This window comes from Gordonia malaquae (assembly GCF_037148075.1).
In the GTDB taxonomy this organism is placed as follows: Bacteria; Actinomycetota; Actinomycetes; order Mycobacteriales; family Mycobacteriaceae; genus Gordonia; species Gordonia malaquae.
In genome coordinates this window covers 176,650-192,775 of sequence record NZ_JBBCUB010000004.1, presented here as the reverse complement: position 1 = coordinate 192,775, position 16,126 = coordinate 176,650, and the positions used below count along the sequence as shown (strand labels likewise).

17 protein-coding genes are annotated in these 16,126 nt (G+C 65.8%); 7 read left to right on the top strand and 10 right to left on the bottom strand.

Features of this window, described 5'->3' with window-relative positions; translation table 11 throughout:
* Positions 1-26 precede the first annotated feature (26 nt).
* Positions 27-716 carry a hypothetical protein gene (locus tag WFK36_RS15330; RefSeq protein ID WP_336792704.1) on the bottom strand — a complete coding sequence of 230 codons (690 nt, stop codon included), beginning with the start codon at positions 714-716 and terminating at the stop codon, positions 27-29.
* A 141-nt stretch (positions 717-857) separates the two neighbouring features.
* Between WFK36_RS15330 and trpS the strand changes: the two genes are divergently transcribed.
* Both trpS and WFK36_RS15320 read left to right on the top strand, forming a co-directional pair.
* Positions 858-1,880 carry a tryptophan--tRNA ligase gene (gene trpS / locus WFK36_RS15325; RefSeq protein WP_336792702.1) on the top strand — a complete coding sequence of 341 codons (1,023 nt, stop codon included), beginning with the start codon at positions 858-860 and terminating at the stop codon, positions 1,878-1,880.
* 17 nt (positions 1,881-1,897) lie between these two features.
* Positions 1,898-2,950 carry a YhjD/YihY/BrkB family envelope integrity protein gene (locus WFK36_RS15320; RefSeq protein WP_336792701.1) on the top strand — a complete coding sequence of 351 codons (1,053 nt, stop codon included), beginning with the start codon at positions 1,898-1,900 and terminating at the stop codon, positions 2,948-2,950.
* Between the two features lie 71 nt (positions 2,951-3,021).
* Here WFK36_RS15320 and WFK36_RS15315 read toward each other — a convergent pair whose 3' ends face one another.
* The 6 genes from WFK36_RS15315 to sdhC form a co-directional block, all read right to left on the bottom strand.
* Positions 3,022-3,798, bottom strand: coding sequence for a hypothetical protein (locus tag WFK36_RS15315; protein WP_336792700.1), 777 nt, complete (start codon positions 3,796-3,798; stop codon positions 3,022-3,024).
* A 198-nt stretch (positions 3,799-3,996) separates the two neighbouring features.
* Positions 3,997-5,277, bottom strand: a complete 1,281-nt coding sequence (locus WFK36_RS15310) for a D-alanyl-D-alanine carboxypeptidase family protein (RefSeq protein ID WP_336792699.1) — start codon at positions 5,275-5,277, stop codon at positions 3,997-3,999.
* Between the two features lie 179 nt (positions 5,278-5,456).
* Positions 5,457-6,239 carry a succinate dehydrogenase iron-sulfur subunit gene (locus WFK36_RS15305; protein ID WP_008380874.1) on the bottom strand — a complete coding sequence of 261 codons (783 nt, stop codon included), beginning with the start codon at positions 6,237-6,239 and terminating at the stop codon, positions 5,457-5,459.
* Positions 6,239-7,993: a succinate dehydrogenase flavoprotein subunit gene (sdhA, locus tag WFK36_RS15300; protein ID WP_008380873.1), complete on the bottom strand. Its 1,755-nt coding sequence runs from the start codon at positions 7,991-7,993 to the stop codon at positions 6,239-6,241. Before sdhA ends, WFK36_RS15305 begins: the two co-directional genes overlap by 1 nt.
* Before the next feature lie 16 nt (positions 7,994-8,009).
* Entirely contained in the window at positions 8,010-8,441 is a 432-nt protein-coding gene (locus tag WFK36_RS15295) for a succinate dehydrogenase hydrophobic membrane anchor subunit (protein WP_008380871.1), read from the bottom strand.
* Between the two features lie 18 nt (positions 8,442-8,459).
* A complete protein-coding gene (gene sdhC, locus WFK36_RS15290) occupies positions 8,460-8,867 on the bottom strand; it encodes a succinate dehydrogenase, cytochrome b556 subunit (RefSeq protein WP_075051939.1) in 408 nt (135 codons plus the stop codon).
* Positions 8,868-9,063: 196 nt separating this feature from the next.
* On the opposite strand from sdhC, the gene WFK36_RS15285 reads away from it, so the two are divergent.
* Entirely contained in the window at positions 9,064-9,486 is a 423-nt protein-coding gene (locus tag WFK36_RS15285; RefSeq protein ID WP_040520545.1) for a cytidine deaminase, read from the top strand.
* Complete coding sequence (locus WFK36_RS15280) at positions 9,486-10,778, top strand: thymidine phosphorylase (protein ID WP_336793081.1); 1,293 nt, start codon at positions 9,486-9,488, stop codon at positions 10,776-10,778. The genes WFK36_RS15285 and WFK36_RS15280 overlap by 1 nt, the downstream gene beginning before the upstream one ends.
* Positions 10,779-10,791: 13 nt before the next feature.
* On the opposite strand, the gene WFK36_RS15275 is transcribed toward WFK36_RS15280, so the two are convergent.
* The gene (locus WFK36_RS15275; protein WP_336792695.1) at positions 10,792-11,772 is read right to left on the bottom strand and encodes a glycerophosphodiester phosphodiesterase; all 981 of its coding nucleotides are present in this window, start codon (positions 11,770-11,772) and stop codon (positions 10,792-10,794) included.
* Positions 11,773-11,886: 114 nt separating this feature from the next.
* On the opposite strand from WFK36_RS15275, the gene WFK36_RS15270 reads away from it, so the two are divergent.
* The gene (locus WFK36_RS15270; RefSeq protein WP_336792694.1) at positions 11,887-13,005 is read left to right on the top strand and encodes an adenosine deaminase; all 1,119 of its coding nucleotides are present in this window, start codon (positions 11,887-11,889) and stop codon (positions 13,003-13,005) included.
* Positions 13,006-13,068: 63 nt separating this feature from the next.
* Here WFK36_RS15270 and WFK36_RS15265 read toward each other — a convergent pair whose 3' ends face one another.
* Together WFK36_RS15265 and WFK36_RS15260 are read right to left on the bottom strand one after the other, a co-directional pair.
* Positions 13,069-14,334, bottom strand: a complete 1,266-nt coding sequence (locus tag WFK36_RS15265; RefSeq protein ID WP_336792692.1) for a primosomal protein — start codon at positions 14,332-14,334, stop codon at positions 13,069-13,071.
* 97 nt (positions 14,335-14,431) lie between these two features.
* Entirely contained in the window at positions 14,432-14,701 is a 270-nt protein-coding gene (locus tag WFK36_RS15260) for a hypothetical protein (protein WP_336792690.1), read from the bottom strand.
* Positions 14,702-14,826: 125 nt separating this feature from the next.
* Between WFK36_RS15260 and WFK36_RS15255 the strand changes: the two genes are divergently transcribed.
* Both WFK36_RS15255 and WFK36_RS15250 read left to right on the top strand, forming a co-directional pair.
* Complete coding sequence (locus WFK36_RS15255) at positions 14,827-15,378, top strand: sigma-70 family RNA polymerase sigma factor (protein WP_336792688.1); 552 nt, start codon at positions 14,827-14,829, stop codon at positions 15,376-15,378.
* Positions 15,378-16,070: an anti-sigma factor gene (locus WFK36_RS15250; RefSeq protein WP_336792686.1), complete on the top strand. Its 693-nt coding sequence runs from the start codon at positions 15,378-15,380 to the stop codon at positions 16,068-16,070. The genes WFK36_RS15255 and WFK36_RS15250 overlap by 1 nt, the downstream gene beginning before the upstream one ends.
* The last annotated feature ends 56 nt before the right edge of the window (positions 16,071-16,126 follow it).

The window sequence follows — 16,126 nt, the reverse complement described above, 5'->3', positions numbered from 1 at the left end:
TCGCTCAACGAGCAGGGGCCGGTGGGCTAGCTGCCGAGACCTCCGCCGATGCCGCCCATGATGCCCTTGATCACGCTCGAGATGGTGCTCTCGATGATCTGCTCAGTTGAGCCGCTGCTCGACAGGTCGTCGCCGACACTGCCGATCGCCTCTCCGGGGGAGATCGGGCGGGTCAGGAAGCATGCGGTGAGGTCGGGAAGCTTGTTGCTGACGCCAACAGTTCCGGTGACCTCGGCGCCGCCGCTGGTCACGGACAGTCCGGGAACACTGAACGTGGGCATCGGGTACGTGAACTTGACGGTCGCGGGATTGCTGGCGTTCACGAACCATCCGGTCGTGGTGACCTGCCAGCCCGAACCCGCCGCGGTCACCGGAACCTTCTCCGTCTTGCGTCCGCCGACGACGTGATACACGGTCGCCTCGGCAGTCGGCTTCGCGAACCCCTTCGGCGGGATGTCGGTGACGCTCTGGACGTACGGGTTTCCGATACCGGTGGTGCCCACGTCGATCGTGTAGGTGACTTTGGCGCCCGCTCCGGCCGTCTGGGGGACGGATTTGGCGTAGGTGTGCGTCACCCCCAGACCTGCGTCCTTCGTGGCACGGCTCGACGCCTCGCAACCCGCTGCGTTCGCGACACCCGCTGTCTGGGCGGCGACACCGGTGATGCCCGCGCCGATCAGAGTCGCCGAGGCGATCACGGTCGTGGTGCGGGACATGGCTGTGAATCTCCGAGTCATGTCCGGAATCTAACGTCCGCACGGCCCAAATCCGTTGTCGGAGAGAGGATCGGGCACAGAACACGCGTCGGCTGTCACGCATCGGAAATCGGCTTGAGCGCGTCTGAAACAATCGTGAGCATGACCAACCCCGCACCTGCACCGCGTCGTCGCGTCCTGTCCGGTATCCAGCCGACAAGCGATTCGTTCCACCTCGGAAACTACCTCGGCGCGGTCAAGCAGTGGGTCGACCTCCAGAACGACTTCGACGCGTACTACTTCATCCCGGACATGCACGCGATCACCGTGCAGCACGACCCCAAAGAACTCAGGGAGCGGACCCGTCGCAGCGTCGCACAGTTGTTGGCCGTCGGCGTCGACCCGGCGCGCGCCACGATCTACGTGCAGTCGCACGTCCCGGAGATCACACAGTTGTCGTGGATCCTGACCTGCATCACCGGCTTCGGCGAGGCCAGTCGGATGACGCAGTTCAAGGACAAGTCCGCCAAGGCGGGCCAGGACGCGGCGAGTGTCGGGCTGTTCACCTATCCGATCCTGATGGCCGCCGACATTCTCGCGTTCCAGGTCGACGAAGTTCCGGTCGGCGAGGACCAGCGGCAGCATCTTGAACTGACACGTGATCTCGCTCAGCGCTTCAACAAGCGCTTCGGCAAGGCGCTGACGGTGCCGAAGGCGCACATCGTGCAGGAGTTCGCGAAGATCTACGACCTCCAGAACCCGACGGCCAAGATGAGCAAGTCGGCCGACTCCGAAGCCGGGTTGATCAATCTCCTCGACGACCCGAAGCGGTCGGCCAAGAAGATCCGGTCGGCTGTCACCGACAACGACCGCGTCATCGCATTCGACAGGGAGAACAAGCCTGGCGTCTCGAACCTTCTCACCATTCAGTCGGCGCTCACCGGGCGTGGCATCGACGAGATCGTCGCGTCGTACGACGGCAAGGGTTACGGTGACCTGAAGGTGGAGACAGCCGAGATCCTCACAGACTTCGTCTCGCCGCTGCGCGGCAAGGTCGACGAGATCCTGGCAGACCCGGCACAGCTCGACTCGATTCTTGCGGACGGCTCGGCACGAGCTCGTGAGATCGCCGCCGGGACTCTCGCTGACGTGTACGACAAGATCGGCTTCGTTCCGCGGGGCTGACCGACCCGAAGGAACGTGTGGACCGGATCAAAGCGCTCGTCGCCGACCTGCCCGCCCTGCTGGAACGTCTGAAGGCGAGGTGGCCGCTGCTTGCCCACGTGATGGGCATGCTCGACCATTACACGGCTCGCCGCGGCAACGCATACGCCGCCGCGATCAGCTTCATCGGCATTCTGTCGCTGGTGCCGGTCCTGATGGTCTCGTTCGCGATCGCCGCGTTCGTGCTCGCACGACAACCCGAGGTGATCGACGACATCACCGACGCGGTGCTTCGCAAGGTTCCGGGCGAGCTCGGCAAACAGCTCAACGACGTCATCGACTCCGCGATCGCCTCGCGCCGCACGGTCGGCGTGGTGGGTCTGGTCAGTGCGGCGTTCACCGGCCTCGGCTGGATGGCGCTGGTCCGCAATGCCCTAAGTGAGATGTGGGGTGGACGTCGGAAGCGCAATGCCGTCCTCGGCAAGGTGTACGACCTCGGAATGTTCGTGGGAATGGGACTGCTGTTCGTCCTGACCATCGCACTGACAGTCTTCACCACCGGACCGCTCGGCGACGCCGTCCTCGAGTTCCTCGGCATCGACGACACCCAGTGGGGCCGTGTCCTACTGCGGCTCACGTCGATCGTGGTGTCCGTCCTCGCGACGTGGTTGCTGTTCATCGTCGTCCTGTCGCAGATGCCGTTGCAGACGATCCCGGTTCGGGCGGTGGCGGTGTCGGCGCTCGCGATCGCGATCGCCTTCGAGGCGCTGAAGTCGTTGGGCGCCGTCTACCTGTCGTCGGTCTTGAGCAGTCCCGCGGGCGCGGCCTTCGGCCCGATCCTGGGTGTGATGGTGTTCGCCTACCTCGCGTCCCGGATCGTTCTGTACGGAGCGGCCTGGTCGGCGTCCGACCCGAAGCACGCCGACCTTCTCACCGCTGACGAGGTGGAGGGCGAGGAGGAGCAGGACAAGGGGCCGGTGTACCTCGCCCCGGTCTACGAAGCTCCGAGTGCTCCTCGAACCCGAGAGATATTGACTGCGGCGGGCATTGGAGCAGCGATCGGCGCCATCGCGTCGCGTCGCCGTCGCTGACGAGAGACACCACAACAACAAACGAGCCCGTCCCACGGAAGTGGGACGGGCTCGTTTGTTGCGACTGAAGGCTACTTCTTCGGCTCTTCCTTGTCGCCGCCGCCGATGCCGCCGATCAGACCGGGGATGATGTCGACGAGCGAACCGGTGCTGGACAGCTGTCCTTCAGCGGAGCCGAGGCCCGCCGAGTCGAGGCTGCCGAGGACGGCTTCGCCCGCATTGGGAGCGCGGACGGTGGTGCATGCGGTCAGCTGACCGAGCTCGAGGTAGCCGAGCGGCGGCGCGGGTGTCGCCTTGAACGCGGCGCCACCGCTGGTGATCTGCTTGCCCGCGGTGTAGCTGGCCGGCGGCTTGTAGGTGAACTCGGCGGTGAACGACTGGCCCGAGAAGACTGCCCAACCCGTGTGGCTGATCTTCCAGCTGGTTCCGTCCTTGATCACCTCGGCAGGCGGAACGGTCTCTTCGTTGATCAGCTTGCCGAATGCGCCTCCGCCACCCAGGATGCCGCCGATCAGCGTGAACGCCTTGATCTTGACGGTGGGCTTCACGCTCTGCAGTTCCTTCGGCGGGATGTCCCACACGCCCTGGACGTAGGGGTTGCCGATGCTGTCTGTAGTCACCGAGAGCGAGTAGGTGATCGGCTGGCCCTGGCCGACCGTCTCGGGGACTGACTTGGTGAGGCCGTAGTTGACGATCAGCGTCTTCTTGACCGAGTGCTCATTGACACAGGCCGCAGCGTCAGCGGTGCCCTGTGTGGGCGCGGCGATGGCGGCGGTCAGTCCGGCGCCGGCAACAGCGGCGGCGGCAGCGAGCGACACCAGGCGGTGGCGCGTAGGGGCGTGAGTCATCGGGGCTCCGTTCAACGGATGACGTGTGGAAATGGGAGGAGAGTGAGTGGCGACACTGCCGCAACACGTCTGTGAAACGTAACACTGGGATAACGGGTCGATGGCCCGCCATGGTGGGAGAAGGCACGAACCGATCGATCGATCGAATAGTTTGGCACAAAACAGGTGTCCGGCGGCTCGGAGACGCCGGGCCGTCAGTCAGTCCGTGCCGGAGTCTGCGGCACGTTTCCGCAGCACAGCGCCGCCTGTGACGGCCGCTGCTGCCAGCACGATGGCGACCACGATCAGTGCGTTGCGACCGATATGTGACAGTTCGTCGGATGTCGCCGGCGCAGGTTCGGGCGCCGGAGAGAAGGGCGAGTGAGCGTTGTCTCCGCTGTGGGCAAGCGAACCCACACTGGTTCCGGCGGGTGCGGCAAACCCGTAGTCGATCATGCGCTGCGCTTGCTGAACGTATGTGTCGCCTGCAACGGTCAGGCCCGCCATCTGAACGATCACCAGGCGCTTGCCGTCCCGCTCGACGCCCGCGACGAACGTCTTCAGCGCGTCATCGGTGAAGCCCGTCTTGCCGCCGAGCATGCCGGGATACCCGTCACGGAGCAGAGCGTTCGACGTCGCCATCATGTACCCCGGATGGGCCTTGTCGCCCGGAACGTCCTTCAGAGCGGGGAAACCGGGGAACTTGAACTCGGTCAACGAGATCATGTGCCGGAAGTCGGCGTTGCGCATCGCCTCGCGGAAGATCAACGCCAGGTCGAAAGGCGACGTCGACATACCGGGTGCATCCAGACCGGACGGGCTGGCCGCACGCGTGTCGACGGCGCCGATGGCCTTCGCTTCGGCGTTCATCTTCCCGAGTGCCTGTTCGCGGCCGCCGAGCTCTCGCGCGAGTGCATTGGCGCAGTCGTTGCCGGACACCATGAGCAGTCCGGTCAACAGTTCGCGGACGGTGTACGTGCCGCCCGGGCCGATTCCGCACGAATCGCCTTCGACGCCGTAGTCGTCAGTGGTACCGGTGACCACGGTGTCCAGATTCAGCTCTTTCAGCGCCGTCAGGGCGAGCAGAGTCTTGATGGTGGACGCCGGACGGTAGCGGCCGTGCGGGTCCTTCGCCGCGATGACGGCCCCGGTGTCGAGGTCCGCGATGAGCCATCCTGCACTCGTGAGGTTCGCGGGGACGTCTCCGGCCTTCGGGTCGGCCACCACGCCGCACCCTGCCAGTTTCGCGCCGCCGACAGCGGGCGTGGGCACCGGCAACGGTGTGGGTGTGGTCTGGCCGGGCTGGACCACTTCCGACTCGTCGATCGCCGGGGGAGTGTGAACTCGATGCGGGCAGTCGTCGGTGTCCGGCGTGGGCGCAGGAACGTAACCGTCGATTCCGGCCACCGGGTCGGCATGGGAGACGCAGACGGGAGCGGACAGGACTGCGGCGGCGGCGACGGCGAGTGCCGCGCCCACACGTGAGATGCGGGAGATCATGACCGCCTGAGCGTACGGTGCGTCACACCGAAATGCCGCCTCGGGTGCCGGAAAAGCGATGGTTCGAATGACGTTCGCGGTCAAGGAGCAGTAGGGAAGCGGTCGCTCGAGGGAAACGGAAAGGCCCCGACCTGATGGTCGGGGCCCTTCCGGGGCTGCAGAGAAAGGTCTGCGAGAAACTAGCGCGAGAACATCAGTGCGCGCTTGACTTCCTGGATCGCCTGCGTCACCTGGATGCCGCGGGGGCACGCGTCGGTGCAGTTGAAGGTGGTGCGGCAGCGCCACACACCGTCGACGTCGTTCAGGATGTCGAGACGCTCGGCGGCCGCCTCGTCACGGCTGTCGAAGATGAAGCGGTGAGCGTTCACGATCGCGGCCGGACCAAAGTACGAGCCCTCGTTCCAGAACACCGGGCAGCTCGTGGTGCAGCACGCACACAGGATGCACTTGGTGGTGTCGTCGAAGCGGGCGCGGTCGGCCTGGCTCTGCAGGCGTTCCGCGGTCGGCTCGTTGCCCGAGGTGATCAGGAACGGCTTGATCGCACGGAACGCGTCGAAGAACGGCTCCATGTTGACGACCAAGTCCTTCTCCACCGGAAGACCCTTGATCGGCTCGATGGAGATGGTGATCTCCTTCGACGAGTCCTTGGGCAGCAGATCCTTCATGAGGAGCTTGCAGGCGAGACGGTTCACGCCGTTGATGCGCATCGCGTCACTGCCGCAGACGCCGTGCGCGCACGAGCGGCGGAACGTCAGCGAGCCGTCGAGGTAGCCCTTCACGTAGAGGAGCAGGTTGAGCAGCCGGTCGGTCGGCAGTGCCGGCACGCGGAAGCTCTCAAAGCCCTGCGCGTCGGGATCCTCCGGGTTGAACCGGAAGATCTTGAGCGTGACCATGGTCGCCTCGGCCGGAACCGGGGGCAGTGCGGGCTCGCTCGTTGCTGGATTCTCCAAAGTGGCAGTCATCAGTACTTACGCTCCATCGGCTCGTAGCGGGTCTGGACGACGGGCTTGTAGTCGAGTTCGATGTCGGCGAGCAGGCCCTTGCCCTTCTTGTACGCCATGGTGTGGACCATGTAGTTCGCGTCGTCACGATCCGGGTAGTCCTCGCGTGCGTGCCCGCCGCGCGACTCCTTGCGGTTCAGTGCACCTGCGACGGTCACCTCGGCCATCTCGAGCAGGAAGCCCAGCTCGACGGCCTCGAGCAGGTCGGTGTTGAAGCGACGACCCTTGTCGTGGACGCGGATGTGGTTGTACCGCTCCTTGAGCTCGCGGACGCCGTTCAGGGCGTTCGTCAGCGTCTCGTCGGTACGGAACACCGAGGCGTTGTTGTCCATGAGCTGCTGCAGTTCGGTGCGGATGTCGGCGACACGCTCGTTGCCGTGCTCGGACAGTAGGCCTTCCAGCCACTCGTCGACCATCGCGGTCGGAGCCTCTTCGAGTTCGGTGAACTCGGCGGAGTTCGCGTACTCGGCGGCGGCGATGCCCGCACGACGACCGAAGACGTTGATGTCGAGCAGCGAGTTGGTGCCGAGGCGGTTGGCGCCGTGCACCGACACGCAGGCGCACTCGCCTGCGGCGAACAGGCCGTGGACGACCTGCTCGTTGTTGCTGAGCACCTGGCCGGTGATGGTGGTCGGGATGCCGCCCATCACGTAGTGACAGGTCGGGTAGACCGGGACCAGTTCGGTCACCGGGTCGACACCGAGGTAGGTGCGCGAGAACTCGGTGATGTCCGGCAGCTTCTCGTTGAGCACGTCTTCGCCGAGGTGGCGGACGTCGATGTACACGTAGTCCTTGTTCGGACCGGCGCCGCGGCCTTCGAGCACCTCGAGAACCATCGAGCGGGCGACGATGTCGCGCGGTGCGAGGTCCTTGATGGTGGGGGCGTAGCGCTCCATGAAGCGCTCGCCGTCGGCGTTACGCAGGATGCCGCCCTCGCCGCGCACAGCCTCCGAGATGAGAATGCCGAGGCCTGCGAGACCTGTCGGGTGGAACTGGTGGAACTCCATGTCCTCCAGGGGAAGGCCCTTGCGGAACACGATGCCCATGCCGTCACCGGTGAGGGTGTGGGCATTCGACGTCGTCTTGTACATGCGACCCGAGCCGCCGGTGGCGAACACGATCGACTTCGCGTGGAAGACGTGGATCTCGCCGGTCGACAGTTCGTAGGCGACGACGCCGTTGGCGACGGGCTCGCCGTTCTCGTCGGTCGTCATGTTGATGTCGAGTGCGTAGAACTCGTTGAAGAACTCGACGTCGTGCTTGACGCAATTCTGGTACAGCGTCTGAAGGATCATGTGGCCGGTGCGGTCGGCCGCGTAGCAGGCGCGACGCACCGGAGCCTTGCCGTGGTCACGGGTGTGACCGCCGAATCGACGCTGGTCGATGCGGCCTTCCGGGGTGCGGTTGAACGGCAGGCCCATCTTCTCCAGGTCGAGCACCGCGTCGATGGCCTCCTTGGCCATGATCTCGGCGGCGTCCTGGTCGACGATGTAGTCGCCGCCCTTGACCGTGTCGAAGGTGTGCCACTCCCAGTTGTCCTCCTCGACGTTGGCGAGAGCGGCGCACATGCCGCCCTGAGCCGCGCCGGTGTGGCTGCGAGTCGGGTAGAGCTTCGTCAGCACCGCGGTGCGTGCGCGGGGCGCGGCCTCGATGGCCGCGCGCATGCCTGCGCCACCTGCACCGATGATGACGACGTCATAGCGATGTTCCTGCATGGGTAGTCAAATCTCCTTAGCCGGCGTTGCCGAAGGTGAGGATCGCGTACGTGCCGAGGATCAGCACGAGCAGCATCGACAGGCCGAGCAGCGCGTTCAGCCAGAAGCGGGTGCTGTCCTTGCGCGAGTAGTCGGCGATGACGGTGCGGACGCCGTTCGCGCCGTGCAGCTGGGCGAGCCACAGCATGCAGAGGTCCCAGATCTGCCAGAAGGGTTCCTTCCAGCGATCGGCGACGAAGCCCGCATCGATGCGGTGCACGCCGTCGTCGACCATCAGCATGATGAACATGTGGCCGAACGTGAGGATGATGAGCGCCAGGCCCGAGAATCGCATGAACATCCACGCGTACTTCTCGAAGTTGCCGCCCTTGCGGGCCCGCGGGCTGCGCGGGTTGTCCAGGCTGGCGGGGCGGTCGTAGTCGGTGCCGAGTGTCTTGACTTCAGTCATGGTGTCTTCTCCTCGGTCCTACAGTGCGTGGGTGATCAGGATCTGCAGCATGCGCGCGGCGGCTGCAATGAACACGATCGCGAAGATGCTGAGGATCGCCCACAGCATCTGACGCTGGTACTTGGGTCCCTTCGACCAGAAGTCGACGAGGATGATCCGGACGCCGTTCAGTGCGTGGTACAGCACGCAGAACACGAGGCCGATCTCCATGAGGCCGATGAGCGGCGTCTTGTAGGTCTCGATGATCTCGGTGTACGCGTTCGCGTCGACGCGGATGACCGCGGTGTCGAGAACGTGAACGAAGAGGAAGAAGAAGATGGAGACGCCGGTGATGCGGTGCAACACCCACGACCACATTCCTGGGTCACCTCTGTAGAGAGATCGTTTGCGCACCGGTGCGGGTGCAACCTCCGTGGGGGTGCTCATCGCGGAACTACGCCTCCAAAGTCGTCGATAATTGTGGAGGACCTCGGGCGACGCGAGACGTCGCGGCGGGACCCATCGCACCTGACTTTAAACCTAAGCTGAGGCCTATCGTGAATTGCCCGAACAATGTGATCAGCCTCCCGCAATTTCATTAGGCATGCCTTACCTGTTGTTACCGCGAGTTCAGGAAGAGGGAATTGTGACCCAGATCGAGTTCGACCTGCTCCGCAGAGCCGCGACCGCGGCGATGACCAGGGCTTATGCGCCCTACTCGCACTTTCCGGTCGGGGCGGCCGGTATCACTCTCGATGGCGAGATCATCAGTTCAGTCAATGTGGAAAATGTCTCATACGGCCTCGGCGTCTGCGCAGAGGTGGCATTGGTCTCAGTCGGTGTTTCGCAGGGGGTTCTCGGGCCCGCCGGAAGCGCTTTGTCGGCTGTCGCCGTCGTCGACGCGCACGGGTCCCCGCTGACGCCGTGCGGGCGATGCAGACAGGTGCTCCTCGAGTTCGGGGGTCCGTCGCTCCTCGTCGACGGAACAGAGGGTCCACGGACTCTCGGCGAGCTGTTGCCGGACGCGTTCGGACCGACGCACCTCGACGCGGTTCGGGGCCGGTGATGGACCCGATCGGCGTCATCGAGGCCAAGCGTGACGGCCGGGAGCTCTCGACGGCCCAGATCGCGGAGATCATCGAGGCCTTCACCGCGGGTGACGTCGCACCCGAGCAGATGTCGTCGTTGTTGATGGCGATCGTGCTCAACGACATGGGGCGACGGGAGACCGCGGACTGGACGGCCGCGATGATCGACTCCGGCGTCCGCCTCGACCTCGGCGACCTCCCGACAGTCGACAAACATTCGACGGGCGGCGTCGGAGACAAGATCACGCTGCCGCTGACACCACTCGTCGCGTCGTACGGGCTCGTGGTTCCGCAACTGTCGGGCCGCGGACTCGGCCACACCGGTGGGACGCTCGACAAACTCGAATCGATCCGCGGGTGGCGGGCGGAGTTGAGCGTCGACGAGATGACGGCGCAACTTCGCGACGTGGGTGCCGTGATCTGCGCGGCCACAGCCGATCTCGCACCGGCGGATCGGAAGCTGTACGCGCTGCGCGACGTCACCGGGACGGTCGCGTCCATTCCACTGATCGCGAGCAGCATCATGAGCAAGAAGATCGCCGAAGGCACGCGGGCGCTGGTGCTGGACGTGAAGTCGGGGTCGGGCGCATTTCTGCCGTCCGTCGACGACGCGCGGGAGTTGGCTCGGGCGATGGTCTCGTTGGGAGCCGACGCCGGGGTCGACACCCGGGCTCTGCTCACCGACATGTCGACGCCGCTCGGTCGCTCGGCGGGCAACGCCGTGGAAGTGGCGGAGTCGGTCGAGGTGCTGGCCGGAGGCGGACCGTCTGACGTCGTGGAACTGACTCTCGCCCTCGCGAGGGAGATGCTCGACGCGGGCGGACTGGGGGACGTGGACCCGGCGGAGAACCTGCAGAACGGGCGCGCGATGGACAAGTGGCGGATGATGATCGCCGCACAGGGAGGCGATCCCGACGCGCCTCTGCCTGATCCGCGGCACGTCCACGAGGTCCGCGCAGGCTCGGACGGCGTGCTCGTCTCGTTGGACGCTCTCGCAGTCGGCCACGCGGCGTGGCGTCTCGGTGCGGGTCGCTCGCGTCCGGGGGAGGCGGTGTCGTACGCGGCGGGTGTTCAGTGGCACGTGGGCCTCGGAGAGCGGGTGCGGGCGGGGCAGACGCTGTTCACGTTGCACACCGATGACGCATCGAGGTTCGACGCCGCTCTCGACTCGCTGGCCGAGGCCGCAGTGATCGGGGACGCGGTGATCGGGGACGCCGAACCGACCCGCCGCTCGCTCGTCCTCGACCGCGTCGTCTCTGGCTGCCCTTGAGAGGGCGCCGAGGTCAGCGCCGCACGGCAGGCTTCGGCAGTCGGTATCCCTCGTCCCCGAGGACTCCGCGCAAGCGCGTCGGGTAGTCGGTGATGATGCCGTCGACGCCGTACGAGAGCTGCTTGCGGATGTCGGAGACCTCGTTGACCGTCCAGGGGATCACTCTGAGACCTGCGGCGTGCGCCCTGGCGACCAGGCCCGGGTCGACCAGCTTGAACGCGGGGGACAGGACGTCGTACCCGGCGGCATCGGCGGCGGCGACAACATCCGGGCCGTACGGCACCGAGCCGAGCCACTGCGATCCGGGCTTCCATGTCGTCTCGTCGTACAGGGCGACCAGCGGGATCGAGGGCTCCTGCGCGCGGACCAGCGGCAGGCTCCGCCAGTCGAAGCTCTGGATCTCGACTCGACGGACGAGGTGTGCGCGACGGACCTCGCGCAGAATCGTCGACACGAAGACGGCGGGCTTCGCGCTGCGTGACCGCTCCTCCGCTTCGATCTTGGTCTCGATGTTGAACCGGACCTTGTTCCCGCGGTAGCGGGAGGCGAGGTCGAAGACTTGCGGCAGCGTCGCGATCCGGTTGCCGATCACTTGCTTGGCGGAGGGGAAGCCGACCAGCTTCTTGTCGCAGACAAGCGTCTGCACCTGGCGGTAGGTCAGGTCGTGGACGTCCTTGCCCACGTAGGGGAACTGCTTGTCGCCCGGCCACGCGGGAACTGTGTCGACGCACTTGTCGGCCTGGATCGACGGGTCGTGCCATACGAGCGGAACGGTGTCCTTCGTCAGCACGACGTCGAGTTCGAGAGTGCTCACGCCTAGTTCCAGTGACTTCGCGAAGCCGTACAGGGACTCCTCGGTGTGTTCGCCTCGTCCGCCACGGTGAGACTGCAGATCTATCGAATGCTTGGAATCGACGGCGTGGACAGGTCCGACGGCGACAGCGCCGAAAACTACGGAGGCGGCGGCTGCGGCCGCGGCGAGACGACGTTTCATGGATCGAGAATCTAATGACCTCAAGCGAATTCGCAGTGACGAGAGGGTGTCGTCGACCCTAATGGTCGATCCGCTCCGCGAGCGCGGTCGGGCGAACGCGGATACGGTCGAAGCATGATCACCGAGGAGCAGTGCCGCACGGCGCCGAAGGTCCTTCTGCACGATCACCTCGACGGCGGTCTCCGCCCGGCTACCGTACTGGAACTCGCTCATGAGACCGGGTACGGCGCTCTTCCCGCCGACGACGCGGACGCACTGGCGACCTGGTTCGCGACGGCTGCGAACAGCGGGTCACTGGAGACCTACCTGGAGACGTTTGCGCACACCGTCGGTGTGATGCAGACGGCGTCGGCGTTGACTCGTGTCGCGCGGGAGTGTGTGGAAGATCTGTCGACAGACGGGGTCGTCTACGCAGAGGTCCGGTTCGCACCCGAACTCCACGTGGAGAAGGGCCTGAGCCTGGACGACGTGATGGAGGCAGTGCTCGCGGGGTTCACCGAGGGCGCCGACGAGGCTCGCGCACAGGGTCGGCCGATTGTCGTGCGGTGTCTGGTGACCGCGATGCGGCATGCGGCCAGATCCCGCGAGATCGCCGAACTCGCCGTGACCTACCGCGACCGAGGCGTCGCCGGGTTCGACATCGCGGGCGCCGAGGCCGGATTCCCGCCAAGCCGCCACCTGGACGCCTTCGAGTACCTGCGCGGCGAGTGTGCACATTTCACCATCCACGCAGGTGAGGCGTTCGGGCTGCCGTCGATCCACGAGGCGATCGCGTTCTGCGGAGCGGAGCGCCTCGGTCACGGCGTACGAGTGATGGACGACGTGACACTGCCCGGCGGCGGAGTGTCTCCCGGTCGACCCGTCGACGGAGCGACGCTCGGCAGAGTCGCGCACTACGTCCGCGACAAGCGGATCCCCCTCGAACTGTGCCCGAGCAGCAACGTGCAGACAGGCGCCGTCGCGTCCCTCGCCGACCACCCGTTCGACGTGCTGGCCCGACTCCGGTTCCGCGTCACCGTGAACACCGACAACCGGCTGATGAGCGACACGTCGATGAGTCGGGAGTTCATGCTCCTGCACCGGCAGTTCGGCTACGACTGGGCCGACTTCGAACGTTTCACGGTCAACGCCATGAAGTCGGCCTTCCTGCCGTTCGACGAACGGATCGCCCTCATCGACGGCGTCATCAAGCCGGGTTTCGCGAGGTTGAAGTCGCAGCGATTCGACGGATGACGCACTAAGGGGCGATTCGGTGTCACCAGGTGACACCGAATCGCCCCTTAAGCGTCGGAAATGCTAGCCGCGCTTGGTGAGACGGTCCTCGAAGTCGACGACGAGGGCGCGCCACACTTCGGCCTCGTTGTCGAACGGGCCCGACGGAGCGAGGCGCTTGGGGTCCGGGTTGATCGTGTAGTCGACGAACCAGCCGAGGGGCGTGGTCGACGCGAGTTCCTCACCCACGGTGTCGATCCCCGCGTAGTCCGCGGCGTCGGTGAGCAGTTCGACCGCGAGATCGAGCTGCTTGGAGTCGACGCGGCGCGGACCATCGAGGATGTCCTCGTCGATGCCCTGCAACGAATACACGTTCTCCGGGAGCACCTGGTACTCGATCTCCGCGGTCTCGGCGGCGCTCCGGACATCAGCGAAGGTGGAGAGCTTCGCCAGGTCGTGGCCCTTGCCGTCAGCGAGGAAGCGGGTCAGTGCGCGCTCGGAGCCGAAGCCGAAGATCTTGCCCTTCGAACCGAGGAACAGCGGATCGTCGCCGAGATAGCAGCGCAGAGTCAGGAACTCGCCCTCATCGGTGTAGATGCGGATCGGGTCGATGCCGACGGCCGCCCAGAAGTCGTCCTCGTCGACGAGATCATCGTCGTCTTCGCCTTCGTCGTCGTCAGCCTCTTCGTCCTCGTCGTCGATCGAGTCGATGCCGTCTTCGTCTTCCGGCTCGTCCTCGTCTTCGGCCGACGCAGCTGCGGCGAGCTCCTCTTCGGCTTCTTCGACAGCCGCGGCGTCCACCTTGGGGCGCGAGATGACCTCGTCGAGAGCGTCGAGGACGTCGTCCCAGTTCTTCGCGATGATGCGGCCGATGCGGACCCACAGGTCAACGCCGTCACGTCCGGCGAAGTTGTCGGTGCCGACGGTGACGGCGCCGAGGATGGGGTTGCCGGTGAACACCTTCGTGATCGGGGTCAGCTCGCAGACCTCGCCGATGATCCGCACGATCTCGAGTGCGTCTTCGAGCTCGGCGACCACCTCGGCACGCGGGTCCTCTGCGGCGAGCTCCGGCACGCCGACGAGGTCGTAGGAGTGACGGTCGTCGGGCACCAGTTCGTCGGCCTGGAGCTGCTTGATCGTCTCCCACGCGGGATGATCGGCGAGGTCGTTGTCGTCGTCACCGCGCACGAATGCGGCGAGCTCGGCGACGGAGTCGAGAGCGTACAGATCCTCGTCGAGACCGAGGAACGCCTCCCACTCGTCGTCGCCCTCGCGCCAGCGTGGGGCCCACAGTGTGAACAGGTTGCCTTCGGTGAGTCCGAGTTCGATGGGGACAATGTCTCCGGCCATGATCACAGAGCGTAGTCATGTTCTGTCGATCCCGCTGCACGCACCCTGGTCAGTGGCCCGAAACGGACTCTGGAACGCGTGACGACAACGTGACCGATCAGTGGTCCATGGTCATGCCCGGTGTCATTGCAGGGCTTGTGACCTGCGGAGACATCTCAGAGCTTGTCATCTCGGGCGACATCTTCGGGTCGGACGACATCGGCGGCGGCATCATCATGGTCGACGACATCGGCTGTGTCATCCCGCTCGTCGGCGACTCATTGGATGAGGAGTCGTCTCCGCAGGCGGTGAGCAGGGCGAGGGAGGCGGCTCCGGCGAGAACTGCTCCGGCGACGGTGCGGGGGGAGATCGAGCTGGTGGTCGACATGTCGTGCCTTTCGATGTGTGGACGCGCCGATCGCGCCCCTCATTCACCGATTCGCGACGGCCGAGGCGAAGGATTGGTTCTGATCCACGACCAATCTCTGGACGGGCTCGCGACGAATCGAGGGTGTGAGAACTGTGGAAGTTCAGCCCGAGGAACTGCTCGAGGCGGTGGCGGCAGGCGACCGAGAGGCGTATGCGGCCCTCTTCGACGCGCTCGCGCCGCGCAATCTGGCGCTGGCGCGGAGAGTGGTCGCCAGCGCGTCGTTGGCCGAAGAGGTGGTTCAGGACGCGTGGCTTCAGGTGTGGCGCGATGCGGCGTCGTTCGATCGCAGTCGCGGATCGGCGACGGCGTGGGTCACGACCCTTGTCCATAGGCGCGCAGTCGACACGGTGCGCCACGACTCGGCGGCGAACCGCAGAGACATCGCGTACGAGGCGGCACGTCCGTCCGGTCATGACACGGTGAGCGAGGCGGCGGTCGACCGCGACGAGACACGCCGCGTCCGTCGCTGCCTCGACGGGCTCACCGGCCGACAGCGAGAAGCGATCGACCTCGCGTACTTCGGCGGCCGAACATACGCCGAGGTCGCCGCCGTCCTCGCCGTGAACCCGGCGACTGTCAAGACTCGTATCCGCGACGGCCTGCAACGGCTCCGGACCTGCATGGGAGGCCTGTGATGACCACGGACGAACATCCGCTCGACGCATTGGGCGCCCTGGCGGTCGACGCCGTCGACGACGTGGAACGCCGACGACTCCTCCGCCACGTCGACGACTGCCCGAGCTGCGGCGCGGAACTCGACAACCTGCGTGAAGCCGCGGCGATGATGTCCACCGACGTCGAACCGGTGCCTGAACGCCTGCGGTCGGCGGTGTTGGCCGCGACGCACTCGCCGAAGCCCAGGCACGACCGACGCGCCAAGCGATTGATGGTCGCAGCCGCTGTGGGACTTGTCGTCGTGGGGGGAGGGATCGGTGCCGCGGTGTGGTCCTCGAACCGCGCCGGGGACGCGCCTCCGATCGTGCTGCACGACGACACGATGCGGCAGGTTCTTGCCGCCCCCGACATGGAGAAGGCCACCGGAACGGTCGGCGACGGCACCATCGCCGCGATGTACGCGCCGTCGATGCGTGCCACCGTCGTGACGGTCGCCGACCTCCCCGCGACCGAGCCCGAGATGGGATATCAGGTGTGGATCACCGTCGGGGGTCGGAAGAAGAGCGCGGGAGTTGTCCGCAGCGGTGCGGGCGACACGTCGGTCGTGATGGCCGACATGGATCGACCGGGCGACATCGGCCTGTCCGTCGAACCGATGGCAGGCTCCCACCAGCCGTCGTCGCCGATGGTGGTGACGATCCCGATGCGATGACGACCGATCCCTGCGGGGCACGGTGACGAATCACTGATGACGAGCGTCCGACTGCG